This window comes from Planctomycetaceae bacterium (genome assembly GCA_039680605.1).
Taxonomy (GTDB): Bacteria; Planctomycetota; Phycisphaerae; order SM23-33; family SM23-33; genus JAJFUU01.
Genome location: JBDKTA010000034.1, coordinates 73,444 through 99,027 on the forward strand (window position 1 = coordinate 73,444; position 25,584 = coordinate 99,027).

General features: G+C 64.2%; 26 protein-coding genes. 18 read left to right on the forward strand and 8 right to left on the reverse strand.

Features of this window, described 5'->3' with window-relative positions; translation table 11 throughout:
• The first annotated feature begins 4 nt into the window (after positions 1-4).
• Positions 5-631, forward strand: coding sequence for an OmpH family outer membrane protein (locus ABFD92_10380; GenBank protein ID MEN6504936.1), 627 nt, complete (start codon positions 5-7; stop codon positions 629-631).
• A 128-nt stretch (positions 632-759) separates the two neighbouring features.
• Here the strand turns inward: ABFD92_10380 and ABFD92_10385 are convergent, their stop codons facing one another.
• Positions 760-1,878, reverse strand: coding sequence for a hypothetical protein (locus ABFD92_10385; protein ID MEN6504937.1), 1,119 nt, complete (start codon positions 1,876-1,878; stop codon positions 760-762).
• 172 nt (positions 1,879-2,050) lie between these two features.
• Here ABFD92_10385 and ABFD92_10390 point away from each other — a divergent pair, with 172 nt between their 5' ends.
• From ABFD92_10390 to ABFD92_10445, 12 genes are all read left to right on the forward strand, one after another.
• Positions 2,051-2,188, forward strand: coding sequence for a hypothetical protein (locus ABFD92_10390; protein ID MEN6504938.1), 138 nt, complete (start codon positions 2,051-2,053; stop codon positions 2,186-2,188).
• A gap of 237 nt (positions 2,189-2,425) precedes the next feature.
• Positions 2,426-3,523, forward strand: coding sequence for a prephenate dehydratase (pheA, locus tag ABFD92_10395; GenBank protein ID MEN6504939.1), 1,098 nt, complete (start codon positions 2,426-2,428; stop codon positions 3,521-3,523).
• Between the two features lie 14 nt (positions 3,524-3,537).
• Complete coding sequence (gene tpiA / locus ABFD92_10400) at positions 3,538-4,296, forward strand: triose-phosphate isomerase (GenBank protein MEN6504940.1); 759 nt, start codon at positions 3,538-3,540, stop codon at positions 4,294-4,296.
• 29 nt (positions 4,297-4,325) lie between these two features.
• Positions 4,326-4,889, forward strand: a complete 564-nt coding sequence (secG, locus tag ABFD92_10405) for a preprotein translocase subunit SecG (protein ID MEN6504941.1) — start codon at positions 4,326-4,328, stop codon at positions 4,887-4,889.
• A gap of 23 nt (positions 4,890-4,912) precedes the next feature.
• The gene (locus ABFD92_10410) at positions 4,913-5,794 is read left to right on the forward strand and encodes a YicC/YloC family endoribonuclease (GenBank protein MEN6504942.1); all 882 of its coding nucleotides are present in this window, start codon (positions 4,913-4,915) and stop codon (positions 5,792-5,794) included.
• Between the two features lie 20 nt (positions 5,795-5,814).
• On the forward strand, positions 5,815-6,396 hold the full coding sequence (gmk, locus tag ABFD92_10415; GenBank protein MEN6504943.1) for a guanylate kinase: 582 nt from the start codon (positions 5,815-5,817) through the stop codon (positions 6,394-6,396).
• Complete coding sequence (locus ABFD92_10420) at positions 6,393-6,614, forward strand: DNA-directed RNA polymerase subunit omega (GenBank protein ID MEN6504944.1); 222 nt, start codon at positions 6,393-6,395, stop codon at positions 6,612-6,614. The genes gmk and ABFD92_10420 overlap by 4 nt, the downstream gene beginning before the upstream one ends.
• A 132-nt stretch (positions 6,615-6,746) precedes the next feature.
• The gene (locus ABFD92_10425; protein MEN6504945.1) at positions 6,747-7,340 is read left to right on the forward strand and encodes a flavoprotein; all 594 of its coding nucleotides are present in this window, start codon (positions 6,747-6,749) and stop codon (positions 7,338-7,340) included.
• A 15-nt stretch (positions 7,341-7,355) separates the two neighbouring features.
• The gene (locus ABFD92_10430; GenBank protein MEN6504946.1) at positions 7,356-7,553 is read left to right on the forward strand and encodes a type II toxin-antitoxin system HicA family toxin; all 198 of its coding nucleotides are present in this window, start codon (positions 7,356-7,358) and stop codon (positions 7,551-7,553) included.
• A complete protein-coding gene (locus ABFD92_10435; protein ID MEN6504947.1) occupies positions 7,550-7,759 on the forward strand; it encodes a type II toxin-antitoxin system HicB family antitoxin in 210 nt (69 codons plus the stop codon). Before ABFD92_10430 ends, ABFD92_10435 begins: the two co-directional genes overlap by 4 nt.
• Before the next feature lie 10 nt (positions 7,760-7,769).
• On the forward strand, positions 7,770-8,405 hold the full coding sequence (locus ABFD92_10440) for a phosphopantothenoylcysteine decarboxylase (protein MEN6504948.1): 636 nt from the start codon (positions 7,770-7,772) through the stop codon (positions 8,403-8,405).
• 35 nt (positions 8,406-8,440) lie between these two features.
• Complete coding sequence (locus ABFD92_10445; GenBank protein ID MEN6504949.1) at positions 8,441-10,240, forward strand: metallophosphoesterase; 1,800 nt, start codon at positions 8,441-8,443, stop codon at positions 10,238-10,240.
• Between the two features lie 145 nt (positions 10,241-10,385).
• On the opposite strand, the gene ABFD92_10450 is transcribed toward ABFD92_10445, so the two are convergent.
• A complete protein-coding gene (locus ABFD92_10450) occupies positions 10,386-11,045 on the reverse strand; it encodes a YkgJ family cysteine cluster protein (GenBank protein ID MEN6504950.1) in 660 nt (219 codons plus the stop codon).
• A gap of 186 nt (positions 11,046-11,231) precedes the next feature.
• Here ABFD92_10450 and ABFD92_10455 point away from each other — a divergent pair, with 186 nt between their 5' ends.
• A complete protein-coding gene (locus tag ABFD92_10455; GenBank protein MEN6504951.1) occupies positions 11,232-12,323 on the forward strand; it encodes a Gfo/Idh/MocA family oxidoreductase in 1,092 nt (363 codons plus the stop codon).
• Between the two features lie 290 nt (positions 12,324-12,613).
• Positions 12,614-13,297 carry a VWA domain-containing protein gene (locus ABFD92_10460; protein MEN6504952.1) on the forward strand — a complete coding sequence of 228 codons (684 nt, stop codon included), beginning with the start codon at positions 12,614-12,616 and terminating at the stop codon, positions 13,295-13,297.
• A 109-nt stretch (positions 13,298-13,406) separates the two neighbouring features.
• On the opposite strand, the gene ABFD92_10465 is transcribed toward ABFD92_10460, so the two are convergent.
• The 3 genes from ABFD92_10465 to fba all read right to left on the reverse strand — a co-directional run bounded on the left by ABFD92_10465 (position 13,407) and on the right by fba (position 18,364).
• A complete protein-coding gene (locus ABFD92_10465; protein ID MEN6504953.1) occupies positions 13,407-15,209 on the reverse strand; it encodes an ABC transporter ATP-binding protein in 1,803 nt (600 codons plus the stop codon).
• A gap of 107 nt (positions 15,210-15,316) precedes the next feature.
• Positions 15,317-17,203 (reverse strand): ABC transporter ATP-binding protein, encoded by a 1,887-nt coding sequence (locus ABFD92_10470; GenBank protein MEN6504954.1) that lies wholly within the window; start codon positions 17,201-17,203, stop codon positions 15,317-15,319.
• Positions 17,204-17,314: 111 nt separating this feature from the next.
• Entirely contained in the window at positions 17,315-18,364 is a 1,050-nt protein-coding gene (gene fba, locus ABFD92_10475) for a class II fructose-bisphosphate aldolase (GenBank protein MEN6504955.1), read from the reverse strand.
• Positions 18,365-18,680: 316 nt separating this feature from the next.
• Here fba and ABFD92_10480 point away from each other — a divergent pair, with 316 nt between their 5' ends.
• On the forward strand, positions 18,681-19,151 hold the full coding sequence (locus ABFD92_10480; protein MEN6504956.1) for a VOC family protein: 471 nt from the start codon (positions 18,681-18,683) through the stop codon (positions 19,149-19,151).
• 243 nt (positions 19,152-19,394) lie between these two features.
• Positions 19,395-20,033, forward strand: coding sequence for a cyclase family protein (locus tag ABFD92_10485; GenBank protein MEN6504957.1), 639 nt, complete (start codon positions 19,395-19,397; stop codon positions 20,031-20,033).
• Positions 20,034-20,197: 164 nt separating this feature from the next.
• Here ABFD92_10485 and ABFD92_10490 read toward each other — a convergent pair whose 3' ends face one another.
• Positions 20,198-21,079 (reverse strand): aldo/keto reductase, encoded by an 882-nt coding sequence (locus ABFD92_10490; protein ID MEN6504958.1) that lies wholly within the window; start codon positions 21,077-21,079, stop codon positions 20,198-20,200.
• A gap of 157 nt (positions 21,080-21,236) precedes the next feature.
• Between ABFD92_10490 and ABFD92_10495 the strand changes: the two genes are divergently transcribed.
• Positions 21,237-22,979 carry an alpha-galactosidase gene (locus ABFD92_10495; GenBank protein MEN6504959.1) on the forward strand — a complete coding sequence of 581 codons (1,743 nt, stop codon included), beginning with the start codon at positions 21,237-21,239 and terminating at the stop codon, positions 22,977-22,979.
• 78 nt (positions 22,980-23,057) lie between these two features.
• Here ABFD92_10495 and ABFD92_10500 read toward each other — a convergent pair whose 3' ends face one another.
• On the reverse strand, positions 23,058-23,936 hold the full coding sequence (locus ABFD92_10500) for a hypothetical protein (GenBank protein ID MEN6504960.1): 879 nt from the start codon (positions 23,934-23,936) through the stop codon (positions 23,058-23,060).
• Between the two features lie 61 nt (positions 23,937-23,997).
• Entirely contained in the window at positions 23,998-25,182 is a 1,185-nt protein-coding gene (locus ABFD92_10505; protein ID MEN6504961.1) for a hypothetical protein, read from the reverse strand.
• Between the last annotated feature and the right edge of the window lie 402 nt (positions 25,183-25,584).

Genomic DNA, 25,584 nt, shown 5'->3' on the forward strand with positions numbered 1-25,584 from the left:
CGACATGCTGAGCAAAGTTTACTGCGGGATGGTAATCGGGGTTGTTGTGATCGCGTGCGCGGCCGGCTGCGATAAGAATGCCGGTCCCGCGAAACAACCTGGGACCGTCGCGGTGATCGATCTGGACAAGATCGCCAACGGCATCGGCGTGTTGCAGCGCATCAATGAAGCGACCAGCACCGACAGCGCCAACGCACAGCAGCAACTGGTGGGCTTGCAGAACCGCCTGCAAGCGGAACTGAACCAGGCGGTCACCAAGGCCGGCGCCACGCCCACCGATGAACAGAAGCGCAATCTCGAACAGATGCGCATCAACGGCATGGGCATGCTGGAACGGGCCCGCCGCCAGCTCAGCGAAGAAGTCGCCCGCCGTCGCGCCACGGCCCTCAACGACTTCCGCCAGCAGGTCGCCCCCATCGCAAAGAACATCGCCAAGGAAAAGGGATTCGACCTCGTCGTCATCAAGGCCGACGTGATCCTGGCCATGGACGACGAAGTGGATATCTCCGAACCGGTGCTGCAGGAAGTCAACACCCTCACCAAGGCCGGACGCTTCCGCACGTTCGTTCCCCAGCCGCCGGTGACCACCGCCCCCGCGGCCCCGCCCGCCCCCGCCGCCGGAACGCGATAACCGCTCGATACGCCCACACCCGGGCGGCCGCCGCGACTAACCCCGCGCCGGCCGCCCGTTCTATTTCGCAACTCCGGGCTGGAGCAGATACTTCCCTATTCCGGCGATGCTCATGAAAGATCTCCACCCTATCGCTTCACCATCAACTCCGCGTTGTCGACCCACATCGCGTAGTACGGCCTTTTGCTGTCGGCCCGCTGCATCAGCAGCAGGAACGGCGCGTCGAAGATCATGATGTGCCGCGGGCGAGGCTCACTGCTGCAACCGATCGACACGTGCGACTCGCTCCGCAGTCGAACGCCCTTCTCGTCCATCTCAAAGCGGATGTTCTGCACGGCCGCCAGGATCTGAAGATCTTTGGCGACCGCCGGGTCTTTCGACACCAGGTGCAGCCCGCGCAGCTCGCGAAAGTTCCGCGTCACGTCGAAGTTGAACTTGGGTACCACCAGCACGTCCGCCCAGGTCATTTTGACCGGCGGCTCCTCCAGGCGCCGCTGCACCTCCGCGATCGTTTCAGCCAACGTCGCCGCCGGGCGCACCTTGGCCAGAATCAGCCGGTCCCGCTTGTCCTTGACGGCCAGGTCCACAACAAAATCGCTCTGATTCTGGTAGTCGAAAATAGCCACCTGCTCGTACATGTGCTGGTGGCCGCTCTTGAACTCGCGCGTCCCGAAGCTCTCAACCTTGCTGCCGGCGAACACGAGCGGTTCGCTGAGTTTCTCAAAAGGCACGGGAAACTCCAGGTGCTTGAAGAGGTAGCTGTACGCCACGATATCCTGCGGGCGCGGGGTCAGGTCGAATGAGGGCTTGAAGCGCGGGCTGGCTTTGCCCTTGAAGGTCTGCGCCAGCGCCGAGTCGATCCTGCCAAATATCCCGTCGCGGACGAACCCGGCCAGTGCCACGTAGGATTCCCTGTCGAGGTCGTCTCGCGTGAAGGTTCGGTTATTCAGTGCATCCACCATCGGCGGCTGGAGAAGAAAACGCGGCGGTTCCTTGATCAGGTCGCCGATCTCGTTCCACGCCAGTTGGAACGTCCCGCACCAGATCACGTTCTTGCCCGGCCTGATCGGCTGCTGCGGCGTCGCAACTATCGTGGTGGACTTGAGGTCATAGTCCTGGGCAACCAGTGGTTTGCGGCCGCCAAAGAAGGAATCGAAGTCATGGGGTCCGCAGGAAGCGCCCACAAGCATCATCCCCAGAAGGACTACAACGATCAGAGGCCCGGCGAGCTTTCGCACAGTCTTCACGATCAAGTCTCCTATGGACCCCAAAATGTCGCCCATTTGCCGCGATGGGCAGCATGCTACCGCGCCGCAGGGGGCGGGGCAAGAAATCGGGTGCGGCTGGGGTGCCGCGCGGGAGGCGGGTGCCACGCACAAGGCCGTTGTGCGTGTCTCTGATCGCCCAGGCAGGGGGAGCATGGGCGGGACGCCCATGCCACACAGCAAGAGCATGGGCGGGACGCCCATGCCACACAGCAAGAGCATGGGCGGGACGCCCATGCTACTCACGGGCGAGACGCCCGTGCTACGCTCGTGCGGCGGCGAAAAGCCTTGACCGCCTGGGCGGTTGGGGGTAAAAGGTGCTGTTTACAACTGCAGATGCGCTAAGCGCCTGCGGTGAAGTCGAATATCGATATGGCGTTCAGGGACATGGCGGGTGGGAATCGCCCGCCATGGCACCCGGGATTGCGTTTGGTGCATGGTCCTGGTCACTGAAGTGATCAGGCCGTGGAATGTCTGTACTTGTGCGCGAACGAGGAAGAATCACAGCCTGGAAAGGCTGTGCCACGAGATGAGCGAGAACGGTCCTAACAACGTCGATCCGAAGCTGGCGGGGCTTCGGCGGGAAATCGACCAGCTCGATCAGCAGATCGTCGAGCTGCTCAATGCCCGCGCGCGCGTCGTCGTCGAGGTCGGCAAAACCAAGCAGGCCGGCAAGACCCCCGTCTACGCGCCGGACCGAGAGCACGCCATCTTCCAGCGGCTGGCCGAATTGAACAAAGGCCCCCTGCCCCAGGTCACCCTCAAGGCGATCTATCGCGAGTTGATGAGCGGATCGTTCGCCCTCGAACGCCCGCTGCGAATCGGCTATCTCGGCCCACAGGGCAGCTATTCGCAGATGGCCGCCCAGCGCAAGTTCGGCGCGTCGGTGGAGTACCTGCCGCTGGCCGACATCCGCGCGGTGTTCGAGGAAGTCTCGCGCGGGCACTGCGACCTGGGCATCGTGCCCATCGAGAACTCCGTCGGCGGCGGCGTCATCGACACGCTGGACTGCTTCATCGACGCCCACGTCTACATCTGCGGCGAGGTCATCCTCGACGTGCATCACAATCTGCTGGCCAACTGCCCCCCCGAGCAGATCGCCACCATCGCCTCAAAACCCGAGGTCTTCGCCCAGTGCCGAAACTGGCTGGGAACCTTTAAGAAGGTCGACCTGCTCCCCGTGGCCAGCAGTTCCAAGGCCGCCGAGATGGCCGTAAGCACGCCGGGCCTGGCGGCCATCGGCTCGACGATGGCGGCCGAGCACTACGGCCTGCACATCGTCTTCAACAACATCGAGGACAATCCCAACAACATGACGCGGTTTTTCGTGATATCGCCCACGCCGGCCAACCGCACCGGCAACGACAAGACGGCGATCATGTTCTCGACCGCCCACCGCGCCGGGGCGTTGGTGGCGGTGCTGAACGTGTTCTCCGCCCACGGGATCAGCCTGACCAACATCGTGACCCGCCCCAGCAAGCGGCGCAACTGGGAGTACTACTTCTTCGTCGACGCCGAGGGTCACTGCGACGACGCGAACTTTGTCCAGGCGCTGGCCGAAGCCCGCTCGCACTGCGGCGAACTGCATGTGCTGGGCAGCTTTCCCCAGGCCCGCCAGAACGTTTGAACCAAGGAGCCCCGATGCCCCGCAAGCTTTTTATCGCCGGAAACTGGAAGATGAACACCTCCTGCCAGTCCGCGGCCGCTTTGGCCAAAGCACTGGTCGAAAAGGTCGGTCAGACCACGGCCGTCGACGTCGCGGTGGCCCCGCCGTTTGTGTACCTGCCGGCGGTGTCGGCGGCGCTGGCGGGCAGCCGGATCGGTCTGTCGGGGCAGAACATGTCGTGCGAAAACGACGGCGCGTTCACCGGCGAAATCTCCGCGGCGATGCTCAAGGACGTCGGATGCCGCTTCGTGATCCTCGGGCACTCGGAGCGCCGGCACGTGATCGGCGAGACCGACGAGTTCATCAACCGAAAGGTCCGCAAGGCTTTGGCCGATGGACTTGAGGTGATCTTCTGCTGCGGCGAGTTGCTGGAAGAGCGCCGCGCTGGAGCGACGATGGACGTCGTGACGCGCCAGGTGACGGTGGGTCTCTCGCAGGTGACGGCAGCCCAGATGGCGTCGGTGACGGTGGCGTACGAGCCGGTCTGGGCGATCGGGACGGGCGAGACGGCCACCCCGGCCCAGGCGCAGGAGGTTCACGGACAGTTGCGTGCGCTGCTGGGGAGGATGTACGATGCCGCCACGGCAGAGAAGGTTCGCATCCAGTACGGCGGTTCAGTGAAGCCCTCCAATGCCCGCGAGCTGATGGCCCTGCCGGATGTCGACGGCGTGCTGGTGGGCGGGGCGTCGCTCAAGGCCGAAGATTTTGTCGCGATTGTCAATGCCGGACTCTAACGGCTAACCGGAGTTGAAAGAGAATAGACATGGATACATTCCTGGCGACCTTATTCATCCTCGTCTGCGTGCTGCTGATCATCGTGGTGCTGCTCCAGAAAGGGCGCGGCGGCGGGCTGGGCTCGGCGTTCGGCGGCCTGGGCAGCAGCGCCTTCGGGACGCGCGTCGGCGACGTGCTGACGTGGGTGACGATCATCCTGACGGCCGTCTTCCTGATCCTGGCGGTGCTGACGAGCATGCAGTTCCGCCCCAAGGCGGGCGTCGTCGTCACGCCGGAGTTCAATCCGCCCTCGGCGCGGCCTTACACGGACAACGTCTTCGTGAAGATCCGCTCGGCGACCCCCAAGGCCAAGATCCACTACACCCTTGACGGCAGCGAACCGACGGAGTCGTCGGACGAATACACCGGCAGGGACGTTAATCTGCCCATCGCCGGAACCGAAGGCGTCACCATCAAGGCCCGCGCGTTCCGCAGCGGCTGGAAACCCAGCGAGATCGCCTCGAGCTATTACGGACCGCACTGGCCGGCCACGCAGCCGGCAGCGACGCGGCCGCAGAGCCAACCGGCCACGACCGGCGCGGCTGCACGTTAGAATTACACATCGGAAACACGCGAATGATGAATTCGATGACCGGTTTTGGGGCCGCGCAGGGACAGGTCTGCGGGGCGGAGTTCAACGTCGAGGCGCGCTCCGTCAACAACCGCTACCTCAAAACGCTGCTGCGCCTTCCGGACGCCTTTTCCGCGCTTGAATCGGAAGTCGAATCGCTCCTGCGGGCCAAAATCTCCCGCGGAACCGTCCAGCTCTTCGTCGGCATGAAGCTCGCCGGCGACCAGGCGGCTTCGGCTGTCAATACCGCCGCCTTGTCCGCCTACCTCGACCAGATCAAGACCCTCGAGATCGAGGCCAACCCCACGCTCCGCATCGACCTGGGCGCCATGCTCCTGCTTCCGGGCGTGTGCCAGCCGCCCGAGTTGGACCGCCTGCGCGAGCAGTCGCGCGACGGTCTGCTCAAGCTCATCACCGCGGCGCTGGACCAGATGATGACGATGCGCCGCCGCGAGGGCGAGGCCCTCAAGGCCGACCTGCTCCGCAATTGCAGCGTCGTCGAGGCGTCGCTGGCCCAGGTGTCGGCCCGGGCGGACGTATCGGTCAAGGCCTACCAGCGCCGCCTGCTCGACCGGGTGGCGGAGCTGACGGGGCAAAGCGGCATCACCGTCGACGCCGAGGCGCTGGCCCGCGAGGTGGCGATCTTCGCCGAGCGATGCGATATCGCCGAGGAGATCTCGCGCCTGACCGCGCACCTCGACCAGTTCCGCCAGAGCATGGACACGCCCGAGCCCGTCGGGCGAAAGCTCGACTTCATCGCCCAGGAACTGCTCCGCGAGGCCAATACCATCGCCAGCAAGGCCGCCGACGCGGAGATCGCCCGAGCGGTCGTCGACATCAAGACCGCCATCGACCGCATCAAGGAACAGGTTCAGAATATCGAGTAACGTCACGGGCGCCGAAGCCTATGCCTGAGAACAAACCTGGAAAACTCGTGGTGGTGACCGGACCGGCTGGGGTCGGAAAGAGCACCATCCTGCGCAGCGTCCTGGAGACCACCGGCGCGCAGTTCAGCATCTCGGCGACCACCCGGCCGCCCCGACCGGGCGAACGCAATCATCGCGACTATCATTTCATCGACGTGCCCACCTTCGAGGGGATGCGCGACAACGGCGAACTGCTCGAATGGGCCAAGGTTTTCGACAACTACTATGGAACGCCGGCCGGGCCGATCTGCGAAGCCATCGATGCCGGGCGCAGCGTCATTCTGGACATCGACCTCCAGGGCGCCCGGCAGGTGCATGCCAAGTGCCCCCAGGGCGTGTTCGTGCTGATTCTGCCGCCCGACCACCAGACGCTGGTGGCCCGCCTGACCGGACGCGGCACCGAAGACGAGCAGCAACTTAAGATCCGCCTGGCCAAGGCGCAGCAAGAAATCGAAGCCGCCCAGGCCAGCGGGCTGTATAATCACCAGATTGTCAACGACGACCTCCAGCGAGCGGTCCGTGAACTTGTTGAAATCGTAACGCAGGGAGCACCCCAGCAATGATCGAAGCCCTCAAAAGCGAAGAAATCGTCCGTAAGGTCGGCGGCAAGTTCCGCCTGACAGCCCTGATCCAGCGCCGCTTGTCCGAGATCGTGCTGGGCTCGCGCCCGCTCGTCGAGCGCAAGCCCGGAATGACCGACATGGAAGTGGTCATCGAGGAAATCCTCCAGGACAAGATCGCCATCGACTACGAACATTCAGAAATTGCCAAGCCGCGATAGTGAGATTGCGGATTTGGGATTGCGGATTGCGGATTATCTGAGAGATCCGCATGGCGTTCAGGAGCAGGAAATCCGCAATCCGAAATCAAAAATCCGAAATTCATGCGTCGGTTCAGCGCTGCGGAGAATTCCATGGCGAAATCGAGCGACAAAACGCTATCCGGGTACGAAGTCCTGCTCTGCGTCAGCGGCGGGATCGCCTGCTACAAGACGGCCGATCTGGCCAGCAGCCTCGTGCAGGCCGGCGCCGGCGTCAATGTCGCGATGACCGACTCGGCCACGCAGTTCATCGGGCCCATCACGTTCCAGTCGCTGACGGGGCGGCGCGTCTACACCAGCATGTGGATCGCCCCGCAGGAGTATTCCGCTCAGCACATCGCCCTGACGGAACTGGCCGACCTGATGGTGATCGCCCCGGCCACCGCCGATATCCTGGCCAAGATGGCCTGCGGACTGGCGGATAATCTGGTCTCGACGCTGGCGCTGTCAGCCCACGGCGCCTGCCCGATCCTGGCCGCCCCGGCGATGAACACCCGCATGTGGACCGCCCCGGCGATGCAGGACAACATGAAGACTCTCATCTCGCGCGGGCTGGAGGTTGTCGGACCCGCCGAAGGGCGCCTCGCCTGCGGAACCATCGGCAACGGCAGAATGTCAGAACCCGACGACATCTTCCAGACCATCAGCGACCTGCTCAGGAAGAACCCGCCCAAGAATCGAAGATAGGGCTCTAAAAGGCAAATGAAAGTCCGGAATGCCATCAAGTTGATTCTTGCCGACGGATGGTATCAGGTCGCTCAACGGGGAAGCCACCGTCAGTTCAAACATCCGCACAAGCCTGGACGTGTTACAATAGCAGGCAAGCCTTCAGAAGACCTGGCGCCAGGGACCTACAATAGCATATTGAAGCAGGCCGGGCTGAAAGGATACAGACCGTGAACTATTTGGTGATTATCGAAAAAGCGGATCATAATTACTCCGCCTACGTTCCCGATCTGCCAGGGTGTGTCGCCACGGGCAAGACTCGGGCGGCCGTTCGCAAGGCTATACAAACTGCCGTCAAAATGCATCTGCAAGGAATGCGTGAAGATGGCGAGCGAATCCCCAAACCACATGCCCAGGCAGAGATGCTGGACGTAGCTTGATCGCAACTCTATGCGCATCATCGTGACAGCCGGGCCTACGCGGGAATATATCGATCCCGTGCGATTCATCACCAACGCCTCCAGCGGACAGATGGGCTATGCCGTCGCCACCGCGGCGGCCGCGGCGGGGCACCAGGTCACGCTGCTGTCAGGACCGGTCCATCTGCCGCCGCCGCCCCACTGTCGCGTCGTCCCATTCGTCAACGTAGATGACCTTCAGGCCGCACTGGCCGAGCGCTTCGCCGACTGCGACGCGCTGGTAATGGCCGCGGCTGTAGGCGACTTCCGCCCCGAACGCCCCAGCGGCCACAAGCTCTCGCGCAGCGCCGGGGCGATCGACCTGCATCTGATCCCCACGCAGGACATCGTCGCGGGCGTAGCCGCGGGCAAACGCCCCGGACAGATCGTCATCACCTTCGCCGTTGAAGACGCCCCTCCCGAGGCCGCCGCCGCCAAGGCCCGCCGCGAACTCGAGGCCAAGCACGCCGACTACGTCGTGGTAAACATGCCCGACGCGATGGGCGCCCAAAGCTCGCAGGCATGCATCCTGTCGCGCGATGGCGTCATCCTGCCCTGGGGCGCACGCCCCAAGAGCGACCTCGCCGCCGAAATTGTCTCGCTGCTGCGCCAAGCCCAGGGATTATAATCCCTGAGCCTCAACAGCACGAAGGAGCCCCCCCCATGCGCAACTGGTTGCACGCACTATCGGTCGTTCTGATCTTCTCCACCGCACTGAACGCCGCCCCGGACGTCGCGCCGCAGGAAAAGCCCCCGGAAGATCTGCCCGATACGAAAGAATCGGCAAAGCTCCCGCAGCTCATGCCGGCTACGGTCAGCGGCACGGTCACCCTTGACGGCAAGCCCGCAGCGGGCGTCCGCGTCACCGACGGGGCCGGCTTCGTCACCACCGACAAGGACGGCCGCTACTCCATCACGCTCGCGCCGGACCCGATGATCCCCTACACGCCGGCCCGCACGATCAGCGTCTGCTGGCCGGCCAACACCTGGCCGGTCAAAGACGCCAAGACCGGGCGCTGGAGCTGGTGGGTTCGCCTGAAGGACATCGCCCAGGCCGTGCCCGGCAAGCCCGCCCCGCAGGAAGCCAAAGACGTCAACTTTGCCCTCGTCAGCGTCAAGCAGACCTACCCGCTGTGCGTGAGCTTCGGCACCGACGCCCACGACAACTTCAGCCGGCCGCACAACTTCATGTGGATCGACGAGGCCGCTGAGGCCGGCAAGCACGTTGACGTGGCCGTCGACGGCGGCGACATGGGCTACATCGGTCTTGGCAACGCCAACGACGCGTACACGGCCATCAGCAAGTTCGCCGACCAGTCGCCGGTGATGATGCTGCACCTGGTGGGCAATCACGATGTGGTGGGCATCCACAGCCGCTGGTGGAAGACGCCGCATGAGCTTTCCGGCAACGGGGCCTTCACCAAGTACCTCAATCCGGTCCGCTGGTCGTTCGACATGGCGGGGGTTCACTTCGTCGGCATGGATTGGGCGCTGGAGGACGAGAAAGGCCACATCCAACTGGGCATCTCGGACTCCGCGCTGGACTGGCTGGAAAAGGACCTCGCCGCCCAGCCCAAGGGCACGCCGGTCTACCTGCTGGTTCACCAGCAGTGGAGCCCCCACCAGCGCTTCTACCAGTTGCTGGACAAGTACAACGTCAAGCTGACCCTCGGCGGGCACTCGCACCGCAACATGTATCTCAACGACGCCCCGCCCAAGCCCGGGCAGGTCCAGCACTGGACCAAGATGAGCGAGTACACGCTGCTGTACGTCCACAAGGACGGCGACTTCGAGTTCGTCGACCGCTGCATCTACGAAGGCGTCCGCAAGTACTGGGACCAGCACTGGGGCCATCACGGCAGGGCCTGTGCGCTTTATCACGAATGGCCCCAGGGCGATCCGGCGTTCAAGGGCAAGCACAACGCCGTCAAGAACGTCAAGCTGACCAATGGGAGCAAAACGATCGAGCCGGTGGGCGAAGAGACCTTCGACGTCCGCGTCGGCGCCCGGGCGACAGGCATCGATCCTGCCAAGCTCCCGCGGCCTACCACACTGGATGTTCTCCAACCGGCCTCCCGCTGGGGAGTGCGCATCACCGGCGCCGATGGCGCCGTGCAGACCGTCACGTACGACATCAAAAAGCAACGCCTGAACATGATGGGCCTGGAGACGTACTTCAACCCGATCATCCCCAAACGCGGCGGCGTCAAACCCCTCACGCCCGAAGAGACCGCCAACGAAGGCTCCGAAAGCGACTGGGTCGAGATGCGCCTGCTGGTCATGCCCGACCGCGTGCGGGTGCTGGTCAACGGGCGGCTGCACTATCAGAAGTACGTCACGGTCGGCAAGGCGGCGCAGATCGAGTATTTTTGCGAGGATGGGACGGCCGAGTTCGGCCGCGTGGACGTCTGGTCGCACCCCTGGCCCAACTACAAGCCCCGCCCCTGCGCCAACAGCGGTTAGTGCGTGTCGCGGACGTCTCGTCCGCGTAGCACGGGCGTCCCGCCCATGAGTAGCACGGGCATCTTGCCCATGCCCTGCCGAATTCTCAGCGATCGGGGACACGCACAACGGAGTTGTGCGTGGCACCCACCCATCGCGACTCTTCTCACGCCGCGCGGTCGCGCATCGCCGCGGCTACGGCGTCGGTGAATTGCTGCATCAACCATTGCTGGGTGAAGGTCTTTTCTCGACTGGCGGCGCCTTTGAGCTGCATGTACACCGCCAGCGGGAGCATGATCGCCACGGCGTCGCGGCCGGTCACTTGTCCACACAGGCGGGCGAGCACTTCGGCCATGCTGACGGCTGCCTCTTGGGGCGTCGAGGCGTCGGCGGCGTCGGCGCACTTTTTGGGGGTTCCGACGACAGAGTGCTCGCGGCAGACCAGCGGGCGGTCATCATAGATGGCACACGCGTCGTCTTTGAGGAATGGACAGGCCAGGTCGAGCGAGCGGTACCACGCGCTGAGCTGCGAGGCGTCAGCCCCGCGCGGCGCCGGGCGGCGCAGGAGCGTCAGGGCGGCCTTTTCGATTCGATCTTCGATCGCCCGCCGCAGCCGGGGCGGCATGGCCATCACGCGCGAGGCGATCACTCTGGCCTCCGGCGGCGAGACGCTGACCAGGTAATAGCAGCAGGCGCTGCAGCCTTTGCGGCACGGGCTGCGGCCTGCATCGCGCTGGGCGGCCAGCCTGTCGGCCAGCGCCCGCGCGGGAGCGACCAGATCCGACAACCGTGCTCGTGTTGTGCCGCTGCGGCGGTTTGCCATCATTCACCCACCAGCTTTATCGGCTGATCCGGGCGGCGGTTTTAGCTGCACCAAGCCCAAATGAAATTGGAAATTGCAAATTGGCAATTGGAAATTGCCCGCGGCTTCTGGTACCCTTCCGCTCTTACCAACCCCCCGGCGCGTGGCCGGGCTTAAGTTAAGTATTACCGAGCAACAGGAGCAAGACCCATGGCAGTGTCACCGATGAAGGTCGGCGTCATCGGCTGCGGCGCCATCAGCGGCGCGTATTTCGATGCAGCAAAGCGATTCCCCGTTCTCCAGATCGCCGCGGCTGCGGACCTCGATATGGAGCGGGCGGCGGCCAAGGCCAAGGACAACAATTGCCGCGCCTGCAGCGTCGCGGAAATCCTCAGCGACCCCGAAATCAAGATCATCCTCAACCTGACGATCCCCAAGGCGCACTACGAGATCGCCATGAAGTCCATCGAGGCCGGCAAGCATGTTCATGCCGAGAAGCCCCTGGCCGTCGACCGCACGCAGGGCAAGAAGATCGTCGAGGCCGCCAAGGCCAAGGGCGTCCGCGTCGGCAGCGCGCCGGACACGTTCATGGGCGCCGGCATCCAGACGTGCATCAAGCTCATTGATGACGGCTGGATCGGCACGCCGCTGGGCGCCACGGCGTTCATGACCTGCCGCGGGCACGAGAGCTGGCATCCCGATCCGGAGTTCTACTACGAAATCGGCGGCGGACCGGTGCTCGACATGGGCCCGTACTATCTGACGGCTTTGGTGGCGATGCTCGGACCGGTAAAGCGCACCGCGTCGTTCTCGAAGGCCTCCTTCGAGTACCGCACCATCACCAGCGCCAAGAAGTTCGGCAAGAAGGTCAAGGTCGAGGTGCCCACGCACGTGGCGGGCAGCCTTGACTTCGCCAACGGCGTGCTGGGCACGATCATCATGAGCTTTGATGTCGTCGGCGCGCAACTGCCCCGCATCGAGATCTTCGGCTCCGAAGGCACCATCAGCGTTCCCGACCCCAATGCCTTCAGCGGGCCCATCCACGTTCAGCGCCTTGGCGGCGAGCGCCAGCAGGTGCCGTTCAGCCACATTTACGCCGAGAACAACCGCGGTATCGGCGCCGCCGACATCGCGTACGCCGTGCAGTCCGGGCGCCCGCATCGCTGCAGCGGCGAGATGGCCTACCACGTGCTGGACGTCATGCAGGCCCTCAACGAGGGCGGCACGCAGACCATCGCCAGCACCTGCCACCGGCCCGCCCCGCTGCCCCTGGGCCTGGTCAGCGGACAGCTTGACGAGTAAGTTCGACGTTCGACATTCGAAGTGAAAAGGCCCCCGGGTTCGCCTGGGGGCCTTTTGATTTCGGATTGCGGATTTCGGATTGTTGATTTCGGATTGCGGATTGAACAACATCGTCCTTGCCCTCCAATGCCTCCCGTCTTCCCCGTCCTTATCCCTCCTCAGCGTCCTCTGCGACCTCAGCGGCTACGTTCCCGCCACGGAATCGCTCAAGCCTTTCGCCCCTGTCTTGCCGATAGGAGGGATTGTGCGCGGCGCCACAGGACGCGGGCTTTAACCTTGGGAGTGCGACGATGACCAGCTTCGTAAAGACATTGTGCGTGACGGGCGCCCTCATCTGCCTGATCGGCTGCGAGGAGCAGAAGACCATTGCCCCGCCGGCGGCCAAGGCGCCTGAAGGGCTCGTGCAGACCGCTGCCCCGACGAACGTCGCGATGACGGGCACCCGCAGCGGCATCTTCGGGCACGACGCCGCCCCCGGCGGACAGGTGGTCTATCTCATCGACCGCAGCGGCTCGATGAGCGACTCGCTGCCGATGGTCGAGCGCGAGCTGGTGGCCTCGTTCGGCTGCCTCCAGAGCGGCCAGGAGTTCCACATCATCTTCTACAACGGTCAGCCCCATGAGCTGCCCGCCGCCAGGCTGATCCCGGCGACCGACGACAACAAGTACAAAGCCTACAAGTCTGTCCAGGAAGTCAAGGCCCACGGTCTGAGCAATCCCGTGCCGGCGATGGAGCGGACGTTCCAGGTGCTGCGCCAGGGCAACGCCCAGCGCCCGCGGGTGATCCACTTCCTCAGCGACGGGGCGTTCCCGGACAATGACGAACTGCTGGCCGCCATCCGCCGCCTCAACCAGGACAAGAGCGTCCGGATCCACACCTACCTCTGCGGACAGAGCAGCCCGCTGGCGATGGCCGTCATGAAGCGAATCGCGGCCGAAAACAACGGCCGCTACGCCTACCTGACCAGCGAGTAGTCCGCCAGATCGCCCGGTTACGCGCCGACGGCGACGTTAGATGGTTTTATTTTGAGCCATTTGCTTCTCTGCGTACTCTGCGATCTCTGCGGTTCATGCAGTTTTCGGGCTAGGCCTGTCCGCTCTTGATGAACTGGCGGTAGAGACCGGCGTATTGACCGCCGAGGGTCAGGAGCTCTTCATGCGAGCCGCTTTCCACGATGCGGCCGCCGTCGAGCACCAGCACCACGTCGGCCTTGCGGACGGTGCTGAGGCGATGCGCGACGACAAAGCACGTGCGGCCTTCGAAGAGCTTTCCCAGCGAGGCCTGAATGCGGGCCTCGGTCACCGCATCGACGCTGCTGGTGGCCTCGTCGAGCAGGAGGAGTCCCGGGTCGGCCAGCATCGCCCGGCAGAAACAGATGAGCTGGCGCTGGCCAAGGCTGATCCCCGCTCCCCGCTCGCCGACGACCGTTTGCAGACCGTCAGGCATGCATTCGAGAAGGTCCAGGCAGTCCAGGCGGTTTGCGGCCGCGATGATCTGTTCCCGCGTGGCGCCGGGGCGCGCCAGGCGGATGTTGTCGGCCACCGTCCCGGTAAACAGGAAGTTTTCCTGTTGGACGATTCCCATGTGGGCGTGAAGGCTGGACGACTGCACGCGCGTCAGCGGTATCCCGTCCAGCACCACCTCGCCGCTGTCGGGCTGGTAGAACTTGGCCAGCAGACGGATGATCGTGCTCTTGCCGCAGCCGGTATGGCCGACCAGGGCGATGGTCCGCCCCGGCTCGGCGACGAAGCTGACATGGTGCAGCACCGTCCGTCCCGGTTCGTAGGCGAAGCAGACGTCGCGGAACTCGACGCGGCCTTCAATCTTGTCCAGAGCCACCGCATCGGGGGCGTCCACCCAGTCCGGGGGCGTGTCCAGCAGGCGGAAGACCCGTTCGGCGCCGGCCATAGCCGAGAGGGCGTTGTTGTACTGTCCGCCCAGTGGCCCGATGGGCTGAAAGAATATGCCCGCCAGGAAGAAGAACCGCACCAAGTCGCCCAGGTCGACGGAGTGCATCGGCGTCATTGCCAGGTAGCTGCCCAGCAGCAGGAGCATGGCGATGAAAAACTGCCCGTTGAACTCCAGCAGCGGCAGAAAGACGCCGCTGACGCGCGCCATCGCCACGCCGTGGCGCGAGTGATCGACCACCAGTTCCTGGAACAGCTCGGCGTTGAGGTCCTGCCGCACAAAGCCCTGCGTGATGCGGATGCCGCCGATCGACTCGGCCAGGCTGCTGGTCACGCGGCTGAAACTCTCCTGGATCACCCGGTGCGCGTAGCTCAGGCGCCGCGTGAATATGCGGTTGATCACCGCCAGCACCGGCGCCAGGGCCAGCACCACCAGGAACAGCCGCCAGTTCGTCCAGAGCATCAGGGCCGCGCTGACGATCATCTGCCCGCCCAGCACGAGGCTGACGAACAGCGCCTCCTGCACGCCGGTGCGCATGGCCTCGACGTCGCTGGTCAGGCGGCTGATGATCCACCCGCCCTTGATGCGGTTGAAGAAGCTCATCGTCATCGCCTGCAGGTGGTCGAAGAGGTCCTGGCGGATGTCGCGGATGACCAGTTCGCCCAGTTCCAGCGCCAGTCGGTGGCGGAAGTGCAGCGTCACCTGCGTACACGTCGCCCACAGAGCGAAAACCCCCGCCGCCCATAGCGTCCCGCCCAGGCTGCCCCCGCGGATGGGGCCCTCGATCGCCCAGCCGATCATCCACGCCAGGATCGGCAACTGGATCGACCGCGTGATCACCAGCACGACCAGCCAGTTGCGCTTGGCGCGGAAGGGCTGGGTGTATTTCGCCAGGCGGCGCACCAATCCCAGGCTCAGCGGCTTGTGAGCGTCGCTGGCGGACTGCGCGTCGATTTTGACCGGCCTGAACTTAAACATACTGCATCGTGTCGCGGGCGTCTCGCCCGCGCGTCGCGAGGGCATCCTGCCCTCGCCTAAACCGACAACTATCCTCTGTTCCGCGGATGGGACGTCCGCGGCACGAATCAGGTCATGCCCAGGATGCGCCGGCTGGTGTCGTCGGCCACCTGGTGGATGGCGGCCTGGCGGTACGGCCCCTCCTGGTTCATCAGGTCTTCATGCTTGCCCATCTGGACGATGCGTCCGCGTTCGAGCACCAGCACCAGGTCGGCGCGTTTGAGCGTGCTGAGCCGGTGGGCGATCACGAAGGTCGTGCGCCCCTTGCGCGCCGCGGTCATGGCCGAGAGTATTTCCTCTTCCGTGCGGGAGTCGATCGCGGCAGTGGGATCGTCCAGCAGCAGGATCGATGGTTCCAGCAGCAGCGCCCGGGCGATGGCCAGGCGCTGGCGCTGCCCGCCGGAGAGGTCGGCCCCGGCCTCTTGCAGCAGCGTGTCGTACCCTTGGGGCAGGGCGGCGATGAACTCGTGCGCCGCGGCGGTCTTGGCCGCCCGCTCGATCAGTTCCGGCCGGGCCTGGGGGCGACCGAACGCGATATTTTCGGCCGGCGTCGCGCTGAACAGAAAGCTCTCCTGAAAGACGATGCCGATATTCCGCCGCAGGTCGTCCAGGCTGACGTGTCGCACGTCGACGCCGTCGATGAGCACCGAACCGCCCTGGGGGTCGAAGAATCGCGGGATCAGCCCCAGCAGCGTGGTCTTGCCGGCGCCGGTAGCCCCCAGCACCGCGACCTCCTGCCCGCTGGCGACGGTGAACGTCACGTCCTGCAGAACGGGCTGGTCTTTCTGGTACCCAAACGTGACATTCCGAAACTCGACGCGCCCCGTCGCCTTGGGCAGCGGCAGCGGCCGCGGCGGGCTGGCGATCTCAAGCGGCACGTCGAGCACTTCAAAGACCCGCTTGGCGCTGATGAGGCTCTGCTGAAGGCTGTTGGTGACCGTAGCCAGCGCCTGCACCTGCCCGCTGACCTGCTGAAGCAGCCCGGCGAAGACCACCATGCCCGTCCCCAGCGCCAGACGCCCCTGAATCACCAGGTAGCCGCCAAAGCCCAGCAGCACCGCCAGGTTCAGCATCGACAGAAGCCCGATAGCCGGCGGGTATGTCGTGACGCGCCAGAAGATCCACTTCTTCTGCAGCAGCACGTGCTTCTGCTTGCGGGCGAACGTGGCCTTCTCCTGTTCCTGAAGGGCGAACCCTTTGATCACGTGGGCGCCCTGGACGTTTTCAGACACGTCCAGCACCAGGTCGTCGAACAGTTCCCGCTCGCGATGATACGCCGGCTGAACCAGCTTCGAGAACCGCCGCGCCAGCAGGTAGATCAGGGGCGTGGTGGCCAGGCAGGCGGCCGTCAGCAGCGGCTGGAGGCGCACCATGTAGACCAGGTACACGGCCATCGACACGGCCAGGATCAACACCTGCATCACGACGCCGTCGATGAACAGCCGCACGTTCTGCACGTCGCCGGTGACGCGGTTGATCAGCGACCCGGTGCTGTTGGCCTGGAAGAACCGAAGACCCAGGCGCTGGAGCTTGTCATAGACCGCCGCCCGCAGGTCGGGCACGACTTTGCCCTGGAGCAGTTGGGCCATCGCGATGCCGTACCAGCCCGTCAGGAACCCCCGCAGCAGCGCCAGCACCAGCACTCCACCGGCGATCAGCGATATCTGCAGCAGCGGCGACCAGGTCTGCGGGGGAGAGATGTCCATCGGCCAATGCGGGGGCGCTACCGTCGCCGGCGTGATGGAGTGGCGCAGAACGTCGATCCCCAGCCCGCCCAGGCCCAGCCCCGACAGCCCCATCAGCAGCAGCAGAAACTGCAGGGCCAGCACCTTGATGCACCCGCCGCGATAGCGCCAGGTCAATTCCAGAAGGCGCACAACAACCCGCCCGTCGTGGGACGAGCCTGAATCAGGCTCCTCGCTCTGCTCTGTCGTGGCCGATGCCGTGGAAGCCACGCCTGAAACCTCTTTTGAATAAGTGGTGAGTGGTGAGTTGTGGGTGGTGAGTTGTCAGAAACTCATTACTGGACTCACCACTCACCACTCACAACTCACCACTCGTTAACGCTACTTCTTGCAACCGCATTTGCAGCCGCATTTCTTCGTGTAGAAGTCGACCATTTCTTTGGTCGTCCTGGCCGGGATCTTCCCGGCCTGTCCGGCCTGGCCGAAGGCGATCATGCGCTCGCGGCAGACGACTTCCATCGCATCGCGCGCGGGAGCCATGTACTTGCGCGGGTCGAACTCGCCGGGGGTCTCGGCGAAGATCTTGCGGATCGCGCCGGTGATGGCCAGGCGGCTGTCGGTGTCGACGTTAATCTTGCGCACGCCGTGGCGGATGCCCTTCTGGATTTCTTCCAGCGGAACGCCGAAGGTCGGCTTGAGCTGCCCGCCGTACTTGTTGATGATGTCCTGCAGTTCCTGCGGAACCGACGACGACCCGTGCATCACCAGGTGCGTGTTGGGCAGGCGGCGGTGGATCTCCTCGATCAGCGACATCTTGAGCACTTCGCCTGTGGGCTTCTTCTTGAACTTGTACGCGCCGTGGCTGGTGCCGATGGCCACCGCCAGGGCGTCCACGCACGTGTCGCCCACGAACTTCTCGGCCTGCGCCGGGTCGGTCAGGTGCTGCTGGGCTTCCTCTTCGCTCAGGCCGGCGCCATGTCCGTCCTCGATGCCGCCCAGGGCGCCGATCTCGCCCTCGACGCTGACGCCGACTTTGTGCGCCGCGTCCACAACCTGGCGGGTCACCTGCACGTTGTACTCGTACGTGCTGGGCGCCTTGCCGTCGGCCTGCAGCGACCCGTCCATCATCACCGACGTGAACCCGTTCTCGATGGCCGAGAAGCAAGTCTGGGGCTTGTCGCCATGGTCGAGGTGCAGGCAGATCGGCAGCGTCGGGTTGAGCTCGACAGCCGCCAGCATCAGGTGCCTCAGATACGCGTCGTTGGTGTAGCTGCGTGCGCCGCGGGAGGCCTGGATGATCACCGGCGAATCGGTCGCCTTGGCGGCAGACATGATCGCCTGGATCTGTTCCATGTTGTTGACGTTCAGGGCAGCGACGCCATAACCGTTTTCGGCAGCGTGATCGAGCAGCACTCTCATCGGTACCAGCATGTTGACCTCTCTCCTGAAGTTCTCTAGGGTGGTGACTTCACCATCCGCCGCGGGGCGGGGAATGTGGGATTATAAGGACCGCCGCCCACAGATGGAATAGTTTTCCCGCCCGGGACCGGAGAGAGCGGGATTACGGGATTAGAAACGGATTAAGAGGATTGGGGAAAGACGCTGAAACAGACGTTAGCGGTCGGCCGGGTGGCATGACATAGAATTATTTGCCGGCTGACGGCGGTCGTCAGCGGAAAGTCATCTGGGAGATGTCAGTACAATACTAGAAGAGATACTGAGATACCGCAAGAGGAGAACCACATCTATGCCAGACATCATCATCTTTCTCACATACAATGACCGGGCCGAAGATGCAGCACGATTCTACACGTCAATCTTCCCGGACTCGCGCATTACGAGGGTGACACACTATCCGGATATCGAAGGATTACCGCCCGCAGGCAGCGTGATGACGGTGGAATTCGAGTTGATGGGTCGGCCGTTCGTCGCGCTCAATGGGGGGCCGCAGTTTTCGTTCAGTCAGGGTGTCTCCATCTCGGTGCAGTGCGACACACAACAGGAAGTGGATGAGTACTGGGCGAAATTGGCTCAAGACGGTCAGGAAGTCGCATGCGGCTGGTTGACCGACAAGTTCGGGGTGTCATGGCAAATCGATCCGAGACTGCTGATGGAAATGACCGCTGACCCTGACCCGGACAAGGCAACAAAAGCGATGCAGGCGATGATGAAGATGGTGAAAATCGACAGCGAAAGGTTGCGCAAGGCATGGGAATGAGTTCGCGCACTCGGACTGTCGCCCTGGGACCGATAGCTATCCCAAACGCGCCCCGCCCCAGACGGTGAGGGTGAGCATGCATGGTCAAGCCAGCAGCGTGGATTCCCGGTGACACCACCATATAGGTTCTTGGTTGCGATAGCCGCGGCTGTGACTTTGCGGAGAACTTCGCCAACCGTGCTACTGGCCGTCATCGAAATCCAGTATATTGGCCGCACGAAATTCAGTACGACAGGAGAAACCATGCGATACAGCGAAGTCTTCGACATCACCGCCGCGATGCGGCCGGGGATGCCTGTCTGGCCGGGCGACAAGGGCTTCGTCTTCCAGTGGTGCGGGCGGATCGAACAGGGGGCGATCGCCAACAGCTCGCGTTTGACGCTGGGCGTGCATACCGGCACGCACTTGGATGCACCCAACCACTTTATCGATAAAGGCGATAACCTCGACGCCTTCGGGCCCGAGCGGTTCGTGCTCGAGGCCTGCCTGGTCGACTGCGGAAACGTACAGGTCGTCACGGCGGAGCACGTCGCGGCCGCCGACGCTGCCGCTGGCGAGGCCGTCATCTTCAAAACCGCCAACACCGCACGGCGGCTGCTGGACAAGCAGGAGTTCACCAAGGATTACGCCTATGTCAGCGGCGAGGCGGCCCGCGCGTGCGTAGATCGCGGCTTTTCGCTGGTCGGCGTGGACTACCTCAGCACGGACATGTTCGAGGCCCCGGGATACCCGGCCCACATGGCGATGCTCGGGACGGGAATCATCCTGCTGGAGGGGCTCGTACTCAACGACGTGCCGCCGGGTCGCTACACGCTGATCGCCCTGCCGCTGAAGATCCGCGGCGCCGAGGCCTCCCCCGTGCGGGCGGTGCTGCTGCGATAAGCCAGATCATCGTGCGCTTGGCCAGGACAAATAAGCCGCAGAGGTCGCTGAGGACGCTGAGGATGTTAGGAGGTAAAACAAACTCTTCCCTCTGCGACCTCAGCGACCTCAGCGGCTCATATCATCCCTAAGAAACTCCGCCGACAACATTGATGGTCTGCGGCCTACGGATTCCACCAACAGGTGCCTTTGCCGGCCACCGCCTCGGCGGCCCGGGCGGCGATGGCGGCCGATTCGTCCGCCGACAGCGGCGTGAATGAAGCCGCCGCTTCGAAGGCGGCGTCCTGTTCGGCCGGCGTGCTCATGCCCAACAAGGCCACGTCCGGGTCGAGTGTGAGCGTGTAGTGCAGGCACTGCGTCACGCTCAGGCGGGGCAGTCCGCCGGCGCTGCCGGCTGCCAGCGGTCTGCCGTACCCGCTGGTGTCGCCCAGGAGCATGCCCGCGCCGAAGACCTTGAAGCCGATCGTGGCCACGCCCGCGGCGCGGGCCTGCGGGAGAATCTCCTGTCGGTATCGCGCATCGGCGAAGGGCCCCAGCGCGAACATGACCGCATCGCAGCGCCCGGACTCTATCGCCATGCTCAGCACATCGGGATGATGGCTGGAAATCCCGGCGAAGCGGCACTTGCCCTGGCTGATGCACTGGGCGAGCTGGTCGAACCCGCCGCCGGGGGCCGCGATCCGCTGCCAGTCCTGCACGCGAGACACCCCGTGAAAGAGCAGCAGGTCCACGCTGTCCAGGCCCAGCCGCTCGAGGCTGCCCTCGACCTGCGGGGCCACGCTCTGATCGAGCTGATCGATCTTGGTGATGACGAACATCCCCTCGCGCCGACCGGCCAGGGCGGCCCCCACCGCTTCTTCGCTGTAGCCGTCCTCATACGCCGGGGCGGTGTCGATGACGTTGAGCCCGGCGTCCATGGCCCGGCGCAGCGTGTCGGCGCATTGCTGGATCGACAGGCTCCGATCGGCCAGGTCGCCGATGCCAAGCCCAGTGGCCATGAAGCCCGTGCGCCCCAAGGCGCGTCGCGATGTGAAGAGTCGGTTCATGACCGGGCATTCTAGACGACGCGCGGCATTCCGCACAACCGCCTGCTGGACATGGGACCGCCCATCTGATATTTAGCGGTCGAGCTTGCTCGACGCGGTTGTTTAATTCACGAAACCACGTCGAGCAAGCTCGACCGCTAACGAGAACGGAGCGAACATGACCTCATCGGAGTTTCTGAAGTCCTCACCGAAGATCGTGCTGGCGGATGGTCGCGACGGCGCGGCGGCGGGCCTGCGCGTCGAGGGCGTATGGCAGGGCGATCTATGGCGTGGACGGTTGATCAACGCCGGCGGCAAGCCGCAAGCGATCAAGGAGATCGTGCTCTTTGGCGGGCAGTTGCCCGTGCCGCCGGAAACGGCGTTCTACGGCGAAGGCTATCAGAAGCTCAGCCAGTATAGCGGCACGATCGCCTTGCCCAAGTGCATCGGCGGGTACACCGACAAGGACCACTACAAGCTCCCGCAGACTCCGGGCGCGTTCACCGTCTACAGCCTCCTGCTGCTTGGTCCGGCCCAGGGACGATACATTCTGGCGGCGTTCACCTCCTGCCGGCGATTCAGCGGGGAGTTCCGCCTGTGGCCCGACGGGCGCGCCGAGATCGTGCTGGCCGCAGAGGGGATTGTCATCGAATCGGGCGAGGCGTGGGAGCTGGAAGAGTTCTTCGTGCAGGAAGGTCCTGATCGCGAGGCGCTGCTGGCGGCCGCGGGCGAGCAGATCGCCCGCAACCATCCCCCGCTGCCCTTCGCGCCGGTGCCGACGGGCTGGTGCTCGTGGTACTACTACGGCCCCAATATCACCGAGGCCGACATCCGCGAGAACCTCGACGCGATGACCGCCCGTATCCCGCAGCTCAAGTATGTGCAGATCGACGACGGCTACCAGACGCACATGGGCGACTGGCTGACACCGGCGCCGGGCTTCGGCGATGCGCTGCTGCCGCTGCTGGGCGAGATCCGCCGCCGCGGGCTCGAGCCTGCCATCTGGGTGGGGCCGTTCATCGCCTCCGAGGCCTCCGAGCTCTTCCGCACGCACCCGGAATATTTCGTTCAGGACGCCGCAGGCAAGCCGCTGAGGTCGGACACGATCTCCTTCGGCGGCTGGCGCGATGCGCCGTGGTACATGCTCGACGGGACGCACCCCGGCGCGCAGGCGTACCTCGAGCGCGTCTTCCGCACGATGCGACGCGAGTGGGGCTGCACGTACTTCAAGCTCGACGCCAACTCCTGGGGCGCGATCCCCGGCGGCGTCCACCACGACCGCAAGGCCACCAGCATCGAGGCCTACCGCCGCGGGATGGCCGCCGTTCTGCGCGGGGCCGAGGATGCCTTCGTGCTTGGCTGCAACGCCCCGATGTGGGGCTCGCTGGGCCTGGTGCATGGGATGCGCGTCACCAACGACATCGGCCGTTCGTGGGGCAGCTTCAAGGCCATCGCCACCGAGTTGTTCCACCGCAACTGGCAGCACGGGCGGCTGTGGATCAACGACCCGGACTGCGTCGTGCTGGAGAACACGCCTGGCGCGACGGCCACGGCGGACGAGTACCGCTTCCACATGACGATGATCTACGCCTGTGCGGGGATGGTGCTCTCTGGCGACAAGCTGTCGATCCTGTCGCAGGAGAGCATCGCGATTCTCAAGAAGCTGGTCCCCCCGCCGCCGGCGGCCGCCACGTTCGAAGACGCAACCTTCCGCCTGGGCGTCATCGACCTGCCCGACAAACGCATGGCCTGCCTGTTCAACTGGACGGACGAGCCGATCACGATCGACGTGCCCCTGCCCCGCGCGGCGAAGCTCCGCGATTTCTGGACGGGCGAGGATCTTGGCCGGCACGGCGGCAGCTACCGATCAGAGGCAATTGCGCCGCACGGGGCACAGCTTGTTGAATGTATGTGGACTTAGTGGACTGGAGTGGACTATGTGGACGGAAGCGACCTTATAGGTCCACAAAGTCCACAACGTCCACCCCGTCCACAACCGCTAACTGAACCACCCGCGCAGGAAGTCCGCCTCGGTCCCCTCGTACACCGCCTCAGCCAGGTGCTCGATGCCTTCCTGGTTGCCCCAGGAATAATTGATGATCGTACGCCCGCGGAACTCGACGAAGTCGATGTCCGAATTATTGAGGTTCTTCGCCGTCGCAACGCGCTCGTGCAGGCTCTTGGGCAGGCGCGGATTGATGATCTTGCGGTCTTCGTCCGAGGCCACCAGAACCGGATTGTGCGGGCTCTTCTCCCAGTGCGCCAGGTCGCGCGAGCGAACGACATACTGCTCGTACCCGCCGCCGATCGATTCGAGATAGAAGTTGTAGTACCACCCGTCGAGATACCGCAGGCAGTGCGGGGCCGTGTAGCGGTCGGGCTCGTAGCGGCACTCGTTGCTGGTCAGGTCCCAGCGCTTCAGGTCCGTCGACGTCGCGAAGCGGGCGGTGAAGGGCACGCCGCAGATGTCCTTGGGTTTGTTGATCTCGAACATCAGCACGTAATAGCCCGGGCCGCGGCACAGCGAGGTGTTGAAGATTCCGTAGCCCGAAAGGTTCAGGGCGTTCCACGTCTGCCAGGTCTTCATGTCGCGCGAGGTGAAGATATCGACGCGCTCGCCGTCCCAGATGTTCGTGCCGGTGACGATCAGCAGGTCGCCCTCGGCCCACACGTTGCCCAGATGATATCCCCGGGCGAAGGGCTCGCTCGGGGCTCCGCTGTCGTGCTCGACAAAACGGAAGTACGAATCGCCGGTGGCGTTGTCCCAGTAATTCGGGCGCACGTACTCGAAGCGGTAGAGCGCGTCCTTCCATACGACCGGCCGCACTTCCACCATGTCGCAGTCCACCGTGCCGAGCTTGATAATCCGCGGTTTCATTGCCTGCTCCTGATTAGCAGCAGCATGATACGCAAACGCCCCGGCAATGCAATGCCGGCGACTATTGCGGCAGCTTGAAGTACGCGTGCCAGAGTTCAGCGCGGTTGAGCTTTCCCCCCTCGGGGGCCCGCAGGGCTTTAGTGCTCATGATGTGGATCGTGTCGCCGTCGTCGCGCCCGCCGAAGCGCGAGGCGTTGAGCGTGTGCAGCACGTAGCCCGTCAGCGACTCGGTGCCCGGCAGCACATATTCCTTGAGCGTGGTGAACCCGCTGGCCGCATCGAGCGACCACAGGTGCAGGTCGCCGCCCAGGGCTGGGCGGGCGACCACGAACCACCGCCCCTTCGCGTCCAGCACCAGCCGCGCCGCGTCCAGGTGCAACCCCGTGGCGAAGACATCCACGCTGAGGTCCGCATGGATGCGGGCGATGTAATGTCGAACCGGCGTCTTGGCCAGCGCCTCAGCCGTGTCGGCCCCGGCGTGAATATACGACAGATACGCACAGCCATCCGGCGCGGCGATCAGGTCGTAGAGGCTCGTCGCGCCGTACGCCGGGGCGAGCCAGCGCTTGGAGACCCAGACGCCCTTGGTCAGGTCGTCGCAGCGGGCCAGGCGCACGTGCCGCCAACTGTAGTGCGGCGGCGTGGGGTTGGCCAGGGGGTCTTCCATCGACGACTGCAGCACGGCCAGCGCCTTGTTGCCGCGGACGATGACGCCGGCGTACCCGTAGCGGCCTTCGGGCGTGGGCAGTTCGCTGTAGTGCCACTTGCCAGCCGCCTGCTCCCAGAACGCCGCGACGATGGCGTTGGGCGTGCCGGCTTTCATGTTGGCGCTCTTGGCGTGCAGGAGCAGGACGTTGCCCTCCGGGCTGGCGCCGACGCCTTCGTATGAGCACGTGCCGTCGTAGACCTTCTTGAACGCTCCGGCTGAAAAGTCCGGCCCCTTGCCGCTGCGATACGTGTGCGTGTTGGTGTACCACGACGGCGCGACCGCCCAGACGGAGCCGTCAGCCCCTGCCGCCCAGGTGTAAATCCGCGGCAGGGAGCTCGCGATCTGCTGCCACTCGTCGTCGTCGCCGCGGCGAAAGACCATCCCCTTCTGCGCCGCCCAGTTGTCGGTCTTGTCATCCTCTGCCCGCGCCGCCAACGCCGAGGCGTAGAGCGACCCGTCAAGCTTGAGCAATCGGCAAGTATTCCAGCCGTGAATGGTCGCCACATCGACCTGGTCGCTGACCAGTTCAAATCGCACCGGCAAAGCCGGCAGCGCCCGCGGCTTCTTTCCCCCAGGCGCAGCACCCCCCGCCGCCGCGCAAAGCAAAACCGTGATGACCAACATCCATCGCATACAGATTAATATCGACGAATTATCGACAAAGATCATGCAGAACCTGGTGCCCTCCGCCGTCGACAGCCGATAGCTGATAGCTCACACCACAATTGTGCTTCCTTGCACTTTGTTGTACTTTTCACAGCGAATTCGCGGAGAGGGCAAACCAGCGCATTGCTCCCAAAAGACACCCCACCAAGGCAACAATTGTCTTTTCTTGTCTGTTTTCAGAGTTGATGCAGAAGCCAATTTTACACAAGTACTTTATATACGGCCACTTATGAATCCGATGCCATTGTCCGGCCCTCAGGCCAGACAACCATC